General features: G+C 68.5%; 11 protein-coding genes. 9 read left to right on the top strand and 2 right to left on the bottom strand.

Features of this window, described 5'->3' with window-relative positions:
- Nucleotides 1-113: 113 nt before the first annotated feature.
- Both HOP12_05070 and HOP12_05065 read right to left on the bottom strand, forming a co-directional pair.
- Nucleotides 114-1,478, bottom strand: coding sequence for a DUF4388 domain-containing protein (locus HOP12_05070; protein ID NOT33527.1), 1,365 nt, complete (start codon nucleotides 1,476-1,478; stop codon nucleotides 114-116).
- Nucleotides 1,479-1,490: 12 nt separating this feature from the next.
- Nucleotides 1,491-2,615 carry a type IV pilus twitching motility protein PilT gene (locus HOP12_05065; protein NOT33526.1) on the bottom strand — a complete coding sequence of 375 codons (1,125 nt, stop codon included), beginning with the start codon at nucleotides 2,613-2,615 and terminating at the stop codon, nucleotides 1,491-1,493.
- Nucleotides 2,616-2,771: 156 nt separating this feature from the next.
- Here HOP12_05065 and HOP12_05060 point away from each other — a divergent pair, with 156 nt between their 5' ends.
- From HOP12_05060 to HOP12_05020, 9 genes are all read left to right on the top strand, one after another.
- Nucleotides 2,772-3,266 carry a hypothetical protein gene (locus HOP12_05060; GenBank protein ID NOT33525.1) on the top strand — a complete coding sequence of 165 codons (495 nt, stop codon included), beginning with the start codon at nucleotides 2,772-2,774 and terminating at the stop codon, nucleotides 3,264-3,266.
- Between the two features lie 144 nt (nucleotides 3,267-3,410).
- Nucleotides 3,411-6,227 (top strand): CHAT domain-containing protein, encoded by a 2,817-nt coding sequence (locus HOP12_05055; protein ID NOT33524.1) that lies wholly within the window; start codon nucleotides 3,411-3,413, stop codon nucleotides 6,225-6,227.
- Nucleotides 6,224-6,823, top strand: coding sequence for a sigma-70 family RNA polymerase sigma factor (locus HOP12_05050; protein NOT33523.1), 600 nt, complete (start codon nucleotides 6,224-6,226; stop codon nucleotides 6,821-6,823). Before HOP12_05055 ends, HOP12_05050 begins: the two co-directional genes overlap by 4 nt.
- Entirely contained in the window at nucleotides 6,820-7,500 is a 681-nt protein-coding gene (locus HOP12_05045) for a hypothetical protein (GenBank protein NOT33522.1), read from the top strand. Before HOP12_05050 ends, HOP12_05045 begins: the two co-directional genes overlap by 4 nt.
- A gap of 86 nt (nucleotides 7,501-7,586) precedes the next feature.
- Complete coding sequence (locus tag HOP12_05040) at nucleotides 7,587-9,038, top strand: right-handed parallel beta-helix repeat-containing protein (GenBank protein NOT33521.1); 1,452 nt, start codon at nucleotides 7,587-7,589, stop codon at nucleotides 9,036-9,038.
- Nucleotides 9,039-9,109: 71 nt separating this feature from the next.
- The gene (locus HOP12_05035; GenBank protein ID NOT33520.1) at nucleotides 9,110-9,640 is read left to right on the top strand and encodes a hypothetical protein; all 531 of its coding nucleotides are present in this window, start codon (nucleotides 9,110-9,112) and stop codon (nucleotides 9,638-9,640) included.
- 21 nt (nucleotides 9,641-9,661) lie between these two features.
- Nucleotides 9,662-14,152 (top strand): T9SS type A sorting domain-containing protein, encoded by a 4,491-nt coding sequence (locus tag HOP12_05030; protein ID NOT33519.1) that lies wholly within the window; start codon nucleotides 9,662-9,664, stop codon nucleotides 14,150-14,152.
- Between the two features lie 9 nt (nucleotides 14,153-14,161).
- Nucleotides 14,162-15,109, top strand: a complete 948-nt coding sequence (locus tag HOP12_05025) for an ABC transporter ATP-binding protein (GenBank protein NOT33518.1) — start codon at nucleotides 14,162-14,164, stop codon at nucleotides 15,107-15,109.
- Complete coding sequence (locus tag HOP12_05020; protein ID NOT33517.1) at nucleotides 15,106-15,810, top strand: hypothetical protein; 705 nt, start codon at nucleotides 15,106-15,108, stop codon at nucleotides 15,808-15,810. Before HOP12_05025 ends, HOP12_05020 begins: the two co-directional genes overlap by 4 nt.
- Nucleotides 15,811-16,022 lie beyond the last annotated feature (212 nt).

Below are 16,022 nucleotides of genomic sequence, written 5' to 3'. Positions count from 1 at the left end.
GTCGAGGGGGAGGGGCGCGACGGTTCGCTGGACGCGTTCAGATGCGAACCACCCGCGAATCGGACCAGGAGTCATTCGCGCCGCCCGTCCGGCCGGCGAATGTCACGCGCTCGTCAGGCGGCGCGGCGTACGCTCGCGGCGGGCACCGCGGTGCTCTCGAGCGCCGCAGCGAGGCCGCGCGCATCGCCATCGGTCAGCAAGGTGCGCTGCGCGTCGGTGAGTGCCCACGCTCGCAGGGGTTCGCGGCCGTCGGGTGCCGCGAGAAGCACCACCGGCCGCGCGCCGAACCAGGCATGCGACGACGGATTGGCCGCGTAGGCCGAGGCCATCCAATGACACGCGGCGTCCGCGGGATCGGTCCCGACGGCTGCTCCCGCCCAGCGGCGCACCCGATCGAGCGGCAGCGGGTGCAGCGACTCCCACGCGACTCCGCGACCCAGCACCACGACTTCGGGATCGAGCGTCGGAGTCCACGCGGCGAGCCGTCGAGCTGCGGCGCTCACGACCACCCCGCGCGCCCGCTCGTGGCGATAAACTGCGAGTGCCTCCGCCACCAGCGTCACCGTCGGAAACTTGCGGTCCTGCGCCGCGACCCACGCATGGAGCAGACCCTCGGCCGCGTCCGCATCACGCGCGCAGGCGAGTACCAGCCCGCAATCGAGCGACAGCGAGCGCTCGTACGCGGCCGGATCGCCGAGCTTCTCGAGATCGGGCGGCGGACACTCGATCGGGCGCACCCACAGCATCTCTCGCCCGGCATCGATCAGGAACTCGAAGTTCAGCGTCACGCCATTGGCCAGTTCGATCTTGCGTGGTGCGAGCGGCCCGGCATCGGCGTCGATCGGGGTCGAGACCGCGAACAGTCCGGCGCGCAGCGATTCGTAGTCGATCGCCGAGATCGGCGGCTCGCCGGTCTCGCTCCAGCTCTCGCCCTCTCGAACGCGCGGCGAGCGGCCGACCTCGAATAGCAGACGGTCGGAGGGACGCGCGAGCCGATAGAGGCGTGTGGCCGAGAACGCGGTGGGAGGCACTTCGCCGGTGGTGCCCATCTCTCTCGCTACGCGACCGAACTCCTCGCGCAGCGCCTCGACTGCGCTCTGGCGTTCGCGCAACCGCTCGGTCTCGTGCCCTTCCTCGCCGGCGGCGAGCGCGGACTCGTCCATGCGCCGCGCGGACTCGAGCATGATCGCGTCGGTGCTGCCCTCGATCACCACCGAACCGTTCGAGGGTTCGGAGCGGAACTCGAACGTCCCGGTGCGCCACGAGAACACACGATAGGCCGCGTTCTCGCCCTCGCCGCGCGCGTCGTCGAGCGCATTGACGAGTCGCCCTTCGTCGAACCACAGCGCGCCGTTCATGCCGTCGCTCTTGATGTCGACGCAGCCGGTCGCACGGTTCAGCATCAGCATCTGCGAGACGTCGAACAGACTCAGCAAGCCGAGCGTGCCGCCGAAGGTCGCGGGGATGCGGGCGGCCATGGTGAGCGGCGCCTAGCTCTGGGGGGCCTGGCGCACCGAAACGTTTCCGGCGCGCGCGGCCGGCGCGGGATTCGGTGCGGCCGGGCGCTCTCCGACCGGCAGCAGATCGCGGCTCGACAGATGGATGGAGGCCTCGTCCGCATCGACCAGGCCGTCGCGCATCAGCGTGAGCACCGCCTCGTCGAGGGACACCATGCCTTCCTTCTTGCCTGTCTGGATCACCGACGGGAGCTGGAAGGTCTTGCGTTCGCGGATCAGCGAAGCGACTGCGCTGTTCGAAACCAGCGTCTCGAGCGCGAGTGCGCGACCGCGGCCGTCCTTGCGCCGCAGCAGCCGCTGGGCGAGCACTCCCTTGAGCGACTCGGACAGCATCAGTCGAACCTGTGCCTGCTTCTCGCCCTCGAATGAATCGATGATGCGATCCACGGTCTGAGAGGCGCTCATGGTGTGCAGTGTGGCGAGCACCAGCTGTCCGGTCGAAGCCGCCGTGATCGCCAGCTGCATGGTCTCGGGGTCGCGCATCTCGCCGACCAGGATGACGTCCGGATCCTCGCGCAACGCGGCGCGCAGGGCCTGCGAGAAGCTCGGGGTGTTGCGGCCGATTTCGCGCTGAGTGACCAGCGACTTGTGGTTCACGTGGCGGAACTCGATCGGATCCTCGATCGTCAGGATGTGCTTCGCCTGCGTGCGGTTGATGTGATCCACCATCGCCGCCAGCGTGCTCGACTTGCCGGTACCCGGCGGGCCGGTCACCAGCACCAGCCCGCGACGGAACTCCGTGAGCCGCGAGACGTGACCCGGCACTCCGAGCTGATCGAAGGTGAGGATCTGATTCGGCAGGATTCGGAACGCGCCGCCGATGCCGCGACTCTGCTCGTAGATGTTGCAGCGCACCCGCAGCACGCCCGGAACCTCGTAGGAGAAGTCGACGTCCTTGTTGCGGTCATAGACCGCCCGGACCTGAGGATCCATGATCTCGAACAACAGCAGCTCGGCCACTTCGCGCGAGATCTGCTCGTAGGGCACGGGGGTGATCGCGCCGTTCACGCGCACCATCGGCGGCGAGCCGGTGGTGAGGTGAAGATCGGAGGCGCCGTGCTCCTTCACGAGTTTCAGGATCGCGTCGATGCGTGCCATGGGCGTGGTCGGTCCTCGCGAGGGTCGATGGGCGATCGGGCGCGGCGGCCACGGGCCACGAGTACCCGCCGACGTTATCGGCGGCGGGAGCCAAGCTCTGCAGCCCCGATTCCGCGCTCATTCCGGGGCACTCCGATGCCGATAGTCCATGCAACCATGCCCGACTTCGTTTCCAAGATCCGCGTCCCGGTGCGGGTATCGCGCGCGAACGAGCCCCCGCTCGACGCGGTGATCTGCCTCGCTCCGTCTGCCCCTGTTCATTCGGGGCCCGAGACCATCCTCGAGCGTCTGAACGCGCCCGATCGGGTGGTTCCGCTCGAGCCGGTTCAGGGCGACGCGATCATGCTGGTCTCGCGCCACGATCTCGAGTGGGTCGCCCCGCGACCTGGCGTGGATCTCAAGCTCATCGGCCCCGCTACGTTTCGGGTGACGCACCAGGAGCGGGTACACGTCCGCATGTGCAGCGGAGAACGGCTCGAGGGCGTGATTCAGATGGAGCTGCCCGACGGATACAACCGCGTCTCCGACTTCCTGAACGAGAGCGACGACTTCTTCCCGTTCGCCACCGCCGACGGCGTGATGCTGGTGAACAAGTTCGCGGTGCGCGAAGTCGCTCTGTTCGAGCCGAGCCCGCTGCCCGAACGCCGCTGACCGCGCCGGACCGCTGCGGCGCGACTCGAAGCGCTCGACCACGCTTTCGGTAGCGCGCCCGAGTCCGTGGTCCTATCTTGACCACCCGTGCAGCCGATCTCCGCCGAACCGGACCGAGCGACTCGCGCGTGGGGCGCACGCGGCGTGATCGCGCTGGTCGCCGTGCTCCTCCTCGCCGGCACCGTGCGCGCGCAGCCGTCCAGTCCGTCGTTGTCGGCCGCCGACTCCGCCGTGTTCGCGCGTGCGGACTTCCTGTCGCTCGCGGGGCGCTCCGCGGCCGCGCTCGACCTGCTCGACTCGCTGCGCGTCGCGGCGGTACGCCGACAGGACCGCTCGCTCGAAGCCCGAATCCTCTCGGCCCGCTCGGTCGCCTACTTCTTCAACGGACGGATGCGCGAGGCCGAGGCCGCCGCACGTGCCGCCCTCGCGGTCGCCGCGCCGACCGATACGCTCCGTCGCATGGCGTCACTGCGCTGGCTCGCCGCCTCGCTGAGTGAACAGGGCCGCGTCCTCGAGATGCGCGATGTCTGGGCGCGTCTGCTCCCGATGGCGGTCGCGAAGCGCGATCGGCGGCACGAGGGCTTCGCGCAGCTCGGGCTCGCGTTCTACTCGATGCACGAGGGGCGCGGGCGCGACGCGCTTCCTCGCCAGCTGCGCGCGCTCGAGATCTTCCGCTCGCTTGGCGACGGATTCTGGACTCGCTGGACGCTCACCGCGCTCGGGCGCGCGCTCGGCGCCACGGGGGATGTGGCCGCGCAGCGAAGGTGCTGGCAGGAAGTGGCGGAGCTGGCCGCAGCGGCGGGCGATTCGGGAGCGCTCGGTGATGCGTGGAACAATCTGGCCTCGCTCGAGTGGCTGCAGGGCGACCCGGCGGCCGCCGAGCAGGGGTTCCGCCGCGCTTTCGAGATCCGTCGCGCTCAGGTCGGGCGCCGCGACGCGCTCACCGCGGCCGTGAACATCGCGCTCTGCGACGCGGATCTCGGGCGCTTCCGCGAGGGAGCGACACGCCTCGAATCGGTGATTCAGGAAAGCGCGGAACGCGGCTTCCTCGAGGTCCGAGCCAACGCGCTGTCGGAGCTGGCCGGGATTCGCCGTCAGGAGGGCCGAGTCGAGGAGGCGATCGCGCTCCAGCGGCAGGCGCTCGCGTTGAACGGCACGCTGGATTTCAACTCTGAGATCGACGTGTTGACCGGGCTCGCGTTCGCCCTCGCGGATGCCGGCCGCGGCACCGAGGCGATCGCGTTGCTGAGCGACGCCCGTCGGCGATTCGGTCACCGGGCCTCACCTGGGGTCGTGCCGGCGCTCGACTACGTCGAAGGCAACTTGCGGGTCCAGAATGGGGACGCGGTCGCCGGCATGCGGCTGTTGCGATCCTCGATCGCAGGGACCGCTCGGTTCGGGCGGTGGCGCACCCGCATGGAAGCGCTCACGGCACTCGGAATCGCATACATCGCGGTGCAGGAACCCGACAGCGCGATCGCACTGCTCGAGTTTGCCGCTTCGTTGTGGGCCGAGGCGCGTGGCGTCTCGCGCGATCCCGAATGGCGCGAACAGGAGGGTGCCAAGCGGCGTCGGCTGTTCGCGAGTCTCATCCCGCTGCGGCTGGATTGGCCGGTCGAGGTGCCCGCCGACCGCCGGGTGGCGGCCGCCTTCAACGATCTTCAGCGCTACAAGGCTCGCACCCTGCGGGAGCGCATGCGTGGCCCTGCGCCGCAGGCGGAGCCGTTCGAGGAGACCACGCTCGATCAGATACAGCAGCGGGTTCTGCGACCGGGCGAACTCCTGCTCGAGACCTTCGTCACGCCCGAGACCACGCTGGTGTTCGCCATCACCAGGGACTCCGCGCGCGTGGTGCGGCTTCCGGGCACGCGTCTGGGGATCGGCGCGCGATTGCGGGCCTGGCACCGACTGATCTCGGCGCGGCCGGCGCGCGCGGGAGTCGGCGACCTGACCGGGCTCGACTCGAGCGCCGCCCAGCTCGGCCGATTCTGGCTGACGCCATTCGACGATCTGCTTCGAGCGTCTCGTTGCGTGCTGTTCGCCCCGGACGGGGAGCTGAACCTGTTGCCGCTCGGGACCCTCGATCCGGGTTGGGGAACCGGGCCGCTGCTCGCCGCGCGCGAGGTGGTCGCGATCCCATCGGCCGGCGTCCTGGCGCTGCTGCGAGATCCGGCGGTCCGGCATTCGAGCCCCCGAGGGCGGAGCGCGCTGCTCGCTCTGACTCCGGCATCGGGGGGATCCGATAGACCGATGAGTGGCGCGGCCTCGGAAGTGCGATGGCTGCGCCGGACCTTCGTAGGGGTCGCGTCCCGGTCGCCCGGCGCTTCCGCGACCGACTCGAGCCTGGGAATCGCGCTCGCCCAGTGCCAGATCCTTCACGTCGCGACGCATGCCCGGCTCGATGACGAGCGGCCGTGGCTGTCGGGACTGCTGGTGGATCCCGCCGGTTCCGAGGATCGCACGCGATGGCTGCGCGCGACCGAGGTCGCGCGTCTGCGACTGCCGGCGCGGCTCGCGGTGCTCTCGGCGTGTGAATCGGGGCGTGGTCGAGTGCTCTCGGGTGAAGGAGTGCAGGGGCTTGCGACGGCGTTCCTGAGCGCTGGCGTGCCGGCGGTCGTCGCGTCGCTGTGGAAGGTCGAGGATCGCGCCACCGAGTCGCTGATGCGCGGGTTCTACCGGCGCCTCGCCGCCGGCGAGACCGTGGCGAAGGCCCTGCGCGGAGCGCAGCTCGACCTCAAGCGCGATCGCCGGACCGCCCACCCGTTCTTCTGGGCCGGATTCGTCGTGGTCGGGGAGCCGACGGTCCAGGCCGAACTGCATCGGAAGCCGCTCGATCCACCCACCTTCGCGGTTGTGATCGGGTTGGTCATCGCGATCGTTCTCGCGATCCTTGGCTACCGGCGCCGACAAACCCGGATGGCGCATGTGACGCAGTCCGGTCCGATGTCTCCAATCTCATGAACGAACGCGGAGGGGGTCATGCGACCGACGAGCAACTGGTGCTCACCTACCAGGAGGACTCACACGGACTTCGCGGCCGCGCCGCTGCCGAGGAGTTGTTCGCGCGCTATGGGGATCGGGTCTATGGCTGGTGCTTTCGGATGGTGAGGGATCACGAGCGGGCGCTCGACCTGGCGCAGGATTCCATGCTGCTCGCGTGCCGTGCGCTGCCGGGGTTTCGGGCTGAAGCGCGATTCTCGTCGTGGCTGTTCGCGATCGTCCGTCACCGATGCCTGCGGGCGCTGCGGCGCCCGAGTCTGGTTCGAGACGAGTCGCTCGATCCCGATGTTCTCCCCGAGCCGAGCGCATCGGTGGAGGAGACATTCGAACGTGACCAGGAACGCATTCACGTGCTCCAGCTGGTGGACGAAGTACTGACCCCCGAGGAACGCAGAGCCCTGCTGTTGCGTTGCGAAGAGGGACTTCCCGTGGATGAGATCTCGCGACGATTGGGACTCTCCAGCGCTTCGGGAGCGCGCGGCCTGCTCCAGACCGCGCGCCGAAAACTGAGAGCCGCACTTGCTCGCGGGCGTGGGGCGGAGGGAGTCGAAGCGTGACCCGGAATTGCGTCGAAACCGAGGACCTCGGCCTGCTCGAGTCGCTGCCCGTCGACGACCCGCGCCGCGTTCACGTGGCGGCCTGTGCGCGCTGTCAGGCGCGGCTCGAAACTTACGAGGAGTTCCTCGCGGAGCGCCCGCTTCCCGTCGGGGCCGACCCGGCGGCGGCTCGCGCGCACCTGCGCGATGTGATTCACGCGCAGCTCTCGCCACGGGCGCCGCACCGCGAGCGCTCCACCACCTCGCGTCCCGCCTGGACCCGCTGGCTCGGGATGTCTCAGCCGGTTCTCGCTACGGTGGCGGTTCTCATCGTGGCCGCGCTGATCGTGCTCGGAGGCCGCCTTCCAGTGTTCCGATCCGAACCGGAAGTCCTGCGCGGCGTGGACGGGACTTCCGCCGGGGAAGTCACTCTGATCTCTGCGAGGGTGGCGCCCAATGGGACCCTTACGCTCGACTGGCGCTCCGTTTCGGGCGCGGACGAGTACCGGCTGCGCGCCCTCGACGTCGGCCTCGTGCCTGTCGCAACGCTGCCGGCCGGCTCCGACACCTCTGCGAGCTTCGATGTGACCCGGGCACGCTCCGACTCGCTCGCCGGCGCCCGTTATGTGGTCGTGGTCGCGTTCTCGAGCGGCCGTGAAATCGCCGACTCGCGACCCATCCCGCTTCCCCTGCCCTGACCGTGTGACGAGCCCGGGGATCGTGTCTCCAACCTGACACGCGATTCCCTCGCTCCGATCCAGTCACGTTCCAGGGGAGGTCCATCATGCTGCACACGCTGCGTGGCTCGCATGCCGCGCGTGGCTCCCGTGCCGTCACCTGCGCGCGCCGCAGGCGTTTCGAGTTCGCGCTGCTTGGCGCGTTCGTGCTCTGCGGCGCGAACCCGGCTGCGGCCGGCACCTACGTGGTACCGAGCGCCCAGTACCCCTCGCTTCAATCGGCGGTGGGCGCGGCGGCCGCGAGCGCAGATGCCCAGAACGAGATCCACGTCGGTGGTGCGCCCCTGTTCACTTCCGCGGTGGTGACGATCACGAACGCCTTCCACGAGAATCACAGGCTGGTGATTCGCCCGGTCCCCGGAATGAACCGCGCCTTCATCGCTTCCCAGAACGGCAGCGAGCGCATCTTCGACGTCCAGGGCGCCACCAATGTCCGTTTCCAGGACCTCGACATCGTGCGCTTCAGCACCAACGACAACGACCTGATGTTCCTCGACGGCTGCACGGACGTTCTGATCGAACGCTGCCGGATCGGCTCGATCTGGACTTCGGTCGGGAGTGCGGGGCCGTGGGGAAACATCGTGATCCGCTATCCGATCAACGTGGTCATCCGCAATTGCATGGTGTTCTCGCACCGATTCGGCAATTTCGACTACGGCATCACCGCGAGCCTCGGTGACGATTCGAACTCGCTCAAGCTCTACAACAACGACATCGCGGACCACAGCCAGTACGGCGTTGAAATCTCCGCCCACATTCCGGGCGAACTGCTGGTGCTGCGAAACAATCTGGTGATGAATCATCGGGACGCGGCGATCGAGCCGGTCGCCTTTCACAGTGCGGTGGGGAACGTCGTTACGGTGCAGTCCAGCCACAACGTGGCGTTCGCGGCGGCCGGCAATGTCGAAACGATCGACGGCGACCTCGACATTTCCGGACTCGGCGGGGCGACGTTCAAGCGCATCAGCCGCGATCGCGTCGACGACTCCTTCGTCAAGTTCGACTGGGACGTGCTCGCCGGCTGGAATCCGAACGCGAATCGCGACTTCTATCGCCTCCTGTCCGATGGCGAGCTGCACGATCACACCAGCGACTACGGGCTGACCGATGCCGCAATCCCGGACGACTGGGAGCGCCAACCGCGCCCGACGGGAGCGCCGACACAGCACACCGACCGTGGGGCGGATCAGGTAGTCAGCAACGTCGGCGTCGAGTCCGCGGTCACCTCGCGGTCGGGACTGTGGGCCGCGCCGCGCCTGAATCCCACGAGTGCGGTCGCGATTCGATTCGAGTCCGAATCGCCGGGTCGACTCGAGCTCGAGGTGTTCGATCTTGGCGGTCGCCGGATGCACCGCGAGTCGCGCGATGTCGCAGCGGGAGCGAGCGGCCTGTTCGAGTGGGCGGGGCCCGGTCGCGGCCAGGTGCTCCAGTACCGATTGCGCCTCGCGGGTAGTGGCGCTCCGGTGACTCGGACCGGACGCGTCGTCGTGCTGCCGTGAGCCAGGTCGCGTCTCCCTTCCCATGTGCGATCCCCGCGCGCCGGCCCGGCGCGCATCTCTGGAGGTTCTTCATGTCGCGTTCTCGCCACATCCCGAATTGCGTGGGCTCCACCCCGGCGCATCGCGCTCGAGTACTGTTCTCGTCCCTGGTCATCGCGGCCGCTGTCATGTCGCTCGGCGATCTCGCAGGCGCGGAGTCTCAATCGCCGCCGCGCGCCACCGCTCCGGCCACCGTCGAACGTGACGCCATGGCCACTCCGAAGCCCCGGCCGCGTACGGCACGCGCACTCGAAGTTCAGGCCGTGCTCGATCAGGAGCGCTTCACGCTCGAGGCCCTCGGCGCACGGCGTGAAGCAGCCCCCGATGCGGCGACCGCGCTCGCGCTGCAGCGCGAGATCGAACGCGTGAAGAGCGGGACCGAAGTCGCGCTGCTGGGTCTACAGGCCACGTGGGCGCGACGTGCCGGCCGCGAGGAGGCCGCTCGCGCGATCGAGGCGGCGATCCGCACGCTGCTCGAATCCTCCAATGCCGCGAAGTCCGCCGCTTCCTCACCCTTCGCCGCACCGGTCCTCGACTCCCAGTCGAGCCGGAGCGCGCGCTAACGCAAAAGGAGGAGGAACGCCATGCGTCGCATCCTGTGCGTCACGTTTCTGGTCCTCGTGCTCCCGTTCGGCTCCGCCCAGGCGCGGACCCTTCACGATCCCGTGCGCGTCCGCGCGCTCGGCGAGCCGCCGCAGCTGGCGGAAGGGAAGGCCACCACGCTCACGCTCGAGTTCTCGTCCGCCGCGCGCGCGACGGTGTCCGGACTCGCACTCGACGGACCGGGCTGGGCGATCCGACTTGAGGAGACACACGGGTCGTTCGAACTCGAGCCCGCGAAACCTCGAGTGGTTCGCCTGGAGGCGACGCCCGACCCGGCGGCCGGGCCGCTGACGCTGCGCTATCAAGTGGACGGGCGTCCGACAAGGCGCGCGATCGACCTCTCCGGGCGCGGGCTCGCGCATGCGCGCGCCACCGGCGTCTCGCGAGTCACGGAGTACGGCGGAGCTACGGCCTCACCCGAAGTGCTGCAGGCCCGCCCGCGCAGCGAGAAGCTGCGCTCCCGGGAACGCCTGCTTGCAAGCAACGCGGCCGCGCTCGCGGCGGATGCGCAGATGCCGCGGGAGGGGCCCAGTGCTCTGGCGCGGAACATCACGGTCACGGGCCGCATCATCTATCAGCGCACGCGTGCGGACGGGACCGGTGCCGACGCCATGGGCGCCGATCTGGTGCGAGTGGTGCTCTACGACGAGGACGACTTGTACGACGAGTTCCTTGCGGAGACCGAGACCGACGCGATGGGGAATTTCTCGTTCACGATCCACTGGGATCCTGGACCGTTCTCCGATGCCCAGCCCGACCTGCTCATCTACTACGAGACCGAGAACGCGAAGACCAAGGTCCAGACCGCGGGCGTGTTCGAGACCGACTACTCGTGGCAATCCGGCACAGTCGACGACTACGCCGGTGTGCTCCTGAGCTTTGGCAACCAGACGCCTTCCGACGAGAGCGAGCACGGGGCGCTGCACCTGCTGACGACCGTGACGCGCGCGTGGCGGTGGGCGAACCAGCGCGGCTACAACCCGTCGCGCATCGAAGTGCAGTGGCCCGAGGGCGACTCGGAGGACGCGTCCTACTACGTGGACGCCTTCGAGGAAATGCACATCAGCCCCGGGGACGAGTTTCGCGAGTCGACGATCTGCCACGAGTACGGTCACCACTGGATCGAGAACTTTGGCGCGGACGTAGTTCCCGACTACTGCAATGGACTCTGCGACGACGGCGAATGCGGTCACTGCAGCTGGTGTCACGAGACCCAGGGCATCGCGTGGACGGAGGGCTTTCCCGACTGGTTCGGCAGCCGGATCGCCCGATCGCTGGGGCCCGACTACGGCCAGCCGGATGTGCAGATCCGCCAATACGAGAATCTCGGGGTCTGCGATGAAGCCGCCGCGCCTCAGCCGCCCGACGAGACCGAGGGGTTCCTCGCCGCGCTGCTGCGCGACATCGAGGATTCGACCCAGGACGACAACGACGCGGCCAATGTATGGCAGGACCGGTTGTCGCTCGGCCCCGACGAGATTCTCCAGGTCGCTGATCTCGACCTGTGCGATTCGCCGTCCCTGTTCCTGTCGAGCTTCAAGATGCGCTTTCCCCAACACGTCGAAAACCTGTGGGAGACAGCGAAAGACATCGGATTCGAGATTGACCTCTCCAATCCGGCGGTGGTCACGAATCTCGGTTCGAGCAGCCACGCGCTGCTGGTCGAGTCGACCGATGCCACCATCGACTACATCTGGACGCGAGCGACCGACGACGCCTCCGGCGTGAGTGGCTACAGCTATCTGCTGTCGGGAAGCCCCCTGCTCCCCGACGCGAACGAGGATCTGGGCGACGTGACCTCATTCAGCACCCAGACGCTCGGGCCCGGCAGCTGGTACTTCAACCTGCGCACGCGCGACCGCTCCGGGAAGTGGTCCGCGAGTTACGCCGCGTATGGCCCGCTGACGATCCAGACGCCCGAAGGCCCGAACCTCGCGTTTCGGGTGCAGGCCGGGTGGGGATCGGTCGTGGTGCCGCGCACGGATCCCGACGCGGCTGTGAACAGTTGCCCGGATCCGGTGTTCCTGGTCGGCGATGTGTTCGACACCTACTGGAACGCGCCGGGTCAGAACACCGGAGAACTGCCGTGCCCGCGCGCTAGCTCCAGCCGCCCGTTCATCGACGGTGTCGCATCGCCTCCGACGGCGCTGGGCATCATCGGTGCCGGCGGAACGTTCACGCACCTCAATCGCGGGCCCGTGCTGGTGCGACCCGGCCGCCACACCTTCGAAGTCGGCTTCGACGCGAACGAGGAGATCGCCGAGTCCGAGGAAACCGACAACCGATGGGCCGAGCAGTGGATCTGGCAACCCACTTCGCTGGCGAACGGAAGCAGCGTGGTGCGCAGCGCTCCGCCGGATCGCACCGCGGGGTGGGACGCGATCGGCCCCGGTCCCGCGACCTACTACAACTGCGACGGGCTGCGCTTCTTCACCGCCGTCCCCTGGACCGCCGTGACGCTTCGCGCGCTCGGTGCGGCCGACGATTACGACGTCCGGCTTCACAGCCCGCTCACCGGCGTGCAGAGCGGCTACGACGCGAACCTCGGCTGGTCGACGCAGCTCGCGGGCCGTCTGGACGCGGTGCTGGTCAATCGCCGCACCTCCGGACTCGGCTCGTGGGACGTCGGGGTGATCAACATCAACCACGGCACCAGCGACTATCGCGCGCAGATGGTGATGGGGCAGACCTTCCCGTTCGGGGATTCGCTGGCGCTGCCGATCGCCGATCAGGCCGGCTTGATTCTGCTCGAGTTCAACGTCGCGGCACTCGATGTTGGATCGGTCACCATCAAGATGCGTCACGATCCGTCGCGCGGGCCGATTCGCGCGCGCTGGTACGACTCGGACTTCGTGCGCGGCGACTTGCTCGACTCGGACGGCATGACGAGCACCGACGAAAACGGAGAGGCGCAGTTCGTACTCGGTCTCTACACCGCCGGCTACCGCGGGCTCGCGATCTACCGGAATCCCGAAGACTTTCCCGGCATGACTCCCGACACCGTCGTGGTGGAAATCGGCCCGACGCCTCCCGACTTCACGCCCTTCCAGGCGGCGAACTGGTATGCGCCTCTGGTGCCGCGTCCCGCGAACGACGGTGCTCCAGGAGCGGTGCCAATGCCGATCTCGCTCACCGGTAATGCCGCGGCGACGTGGGTCAACTATGGCGCGATCAACCAGAGCGACGGTGTGGCGGCGTCCGGCATGATGACCCACGTCGATCTGGACGGCGTGCATGCATGGTCGCTGTCGTGGGGTGACTTCCTCGACCAGGAGAGTCGCACCTTCAACTCGGGCACCGCCCGCACGGTGCGTGGCGGGCGACACACGATGTCGATGCGACACGACGCGCCCGATGCGTTCGAGGAACTGCTCGAGTCGAACAATCACTGGGGCGAGCAATGGGTGTGGTCGCCGCTGGCGCTCACGCTCGGGACCGCGGTCACGCGCGGCGCGCCGCCCGATCGCACCGGGGCGTTCGAAGACATCACCACGATCGAACCGCTCTGGTACAACTGCGATGGCCTTCGTACTCCGGTCTTCGCCGCCGCCGGGCTCGACGGATTCTGGGGCGCGGTCGCGGTCATGCCGGGCGATCAGAGTGACGTGGACGTCCGGTTCCACGAGATCCTGCCCGGCGTCAAGGCCGGCTTCGCGGCCAACCGCGTGATCTCCGCGTGGGGCAGCGGTCAGTCCGACTACGTGCTCGCGCATTTCAGGCACACCGGTTTCCGCGCGTTCGACGCCGGGGTGCTGCAGGTGGCGGGCACCGAGTCCTACACCGCCGAGGTCGTGAACTCGAAGTTCCGCCTCGCGCTGCCGAGCGGCAACGTCGGCCCATTCACGCTGGCACCCGGGCACTTGCTCGATCTGCACGAGTTCACGCTGCAGGCCGGCACCTACCTGGTGGAACTGCTCGACGGCGGCGGCGGGATCGACTGGGGGCTCACGCTCCATCAGAACGACGCCGCGAATGCATTCCAGTCAAAGTCAGTGGCGCTGGTCGATGGCTCCGCCTGGAGTGCGCCGCCGGGGCAGAACGAGCACATCGTCGTGCAGGTGCCGAGCGCCGGTCCCTACTGCCTCGCGGTCTGGAAGGCCAAAGCCTCACAGGTCATCGCGGGCGGCAGCTACGTACTTCGGTTCACGCCGAATCCCGCGGTGGCGGTGACGGAGTCGGCGCCGTCGCGAACCACGCTCGCCGCACCGTATCCGAACCCGGCGCGACACGGAGCGTCGGTGGCGTTCGATCTGGCACGCGAGGACGAAGTGCGTCTCGAGATCTTCGACATGCGCGGTGCGCGAGTTCGGTCACTGGCGATTGGCCGCCGGCCGGCCGGCCGGCACCGCCTGACGTGGGACGGCCGCGACGAGTCCGGGCGATCGGCCCCGAGCGGGCTCTACTTCGTGCGGATGGAGGCGAACGGCATTCGGGAGTCACGCAAACTGGTGGTGGCGCGCGCGCTGCCCTAGGCTGCGCGCATGGCCGCCATCGTGGTCGAGCACGTCTCGAAGGCATTTCGTCGTGGTCTGTTCGGCGTCGGCTCGACCGTGCACGCGTTGCAGGATGTTTCTTTCGAAGTCTCTGCCGGCGAGGCGATCGGCATCATTGGGCCGAATGGCGCGGGCAAGACGACGATGCTGGGCTGCCTGCTCGGATTCCTGCGGCCCGATCAGGGCCGGGTCACGGTGGACGGGCGCGAACCCGACGAGCTGTCGGTTCGCGCCCGCACCGGTTACCTGCCCGAGCGCCTCGTGATGGATCGCTGGATGAGCGGGAGCACGTTTCTGCGCTATCACCATGCGCTCGGCGGCCTGCCGGCCGCGAGCCGTCGGGCAGACTGTGCGGCGCTGCTCGATCGTGTGGGGCTCGACCCGGCCGCGCGCGAACGGGCGATCGGTTCCTATTCGCGCGGCATGCTGCAGCGCATCGGAGTCGCGCAGGCGCTGCTCGGCCGGCCGCAATTCGTGTTCCTCGACGAGCCGATCTCGGGCGTCGATCCGTCCGGAATCGTGGTGATCCGCGGAATTCTGGAGGAGTTGCGGCGCTCGGGCGCGACGCTGGTCATCAATTCGCACCAGCTCGACGAGGTCGAGCGCCTGTGCGATCGCATCGTGTTCGTGCGCGGCGGTCGGGTCGAGGCGCTCGAAGTGATCCGCGCCGGGGCCGAACTCGCGCGCCGCGTGAGGGTGCGGTTCTCGGTCAGTGGGCGGCAGCCGACCGACGCGGAGCTGGCGGGAATCGGAGAGCGACTCGGCTCGACCCTGGTGTCCTGGAGTGCGCCCGATGCCCGCTTTCAGGTGAAAGACGACGCAGCGGCGACCGCGCTGCTCGGTGCTCTCATCGCCGCCGGCTGGCCGGTCGTCGAGGCGAGTGCCGAAGAGAGCCGGCTCGAGCGGTTGTTTTCGGCCGCGGCGACCACGACATGACTCTCACGATCGCTCTCGCCACCGCGCGCCAGCGCTTCACGAGCCCGTTCCGACTGGTGCTGCTGGCATTCACATTCCTGCCGTGGCATCTCGGAGCACTCCTTTCGCATCAGTTTCAAGTCTCCAGCGAGGTCATGCTGTTCGGATTCATCCTCACCGCAGGAGTGATCGGCCAGGAGGTTTCGAGCGGTGTGTTGCAGCTGGTGTTCGCGCGGCCCGTGAAGCGCTGGGAGTACGTGATCGGGCGGTGGCTCGGAGTGGCGCTTCCGGCGTCCGCGCTCGCCATCGTGTTCGTGCTGTCGCTGGCAGGGGTGGTGTCGCTCAGTGGTGGCGCGCTCGAATGGAAGTCCGTGATGCGGGCGCTCCTCGAGGCTCCTTTTCGAGTCTTCGGGATCTCCGCGGTGTTGCTGATGTTCTCGGCCGCGGTCAAAGGACTCGGTGACCTGGCGGTGTGGGCGATGGTCGGCATCGTGGGAGGAATCGTCGGTGGATTCGGAGGGTCCCGGGGCTGGAAGTGGCTCGCTCGGGCTGCGGAGGAGCTCGGAAATTTTCTGAGCCCGTGCCTCTCGTGGTCCGGCCCGTTCAGCGGCGGCACGTGGCCTCTGCAGGACGCCGTCGCGTGGTGCTCGACGGTTGCGATCTGTCTCACGATCGCGATCGTGCTCGTCAATCGAAAGGAGTTGTCCTACGGAAGCACGTGAGTCGACCCGCTCGCGGAACGGATCCACGCGTTCGCTGCCACGCGCGCTGTGGATCGCAGCACTGGTGCTGCTGGTCGCACGCGTGGCGATGGCCGTGTGGTGGACGCCCGCCGCGCCGGTGATCACCTGACAGTCGTGGTGGTGGCGCCTCGGCGAAGCGGTCGAGGATCGCGCTCCGCGGGTTGCCGCGTGTGTGTCGCGCCGCTTAGCAT

The organism is Candidatus Eisenbacteria bacterium (assembly GCA_013140805.1).
Lineage (GTDB): Bacteria > Eisenbacteria > RBG-16-71-46 > RBG-16-71-46 > RBG-16-71-46 > JABFRW01.
Note: the sequence above shows the minus strand (reverse complement) of the source record. Positions and strands in the feature narration are given on the sequence as shown.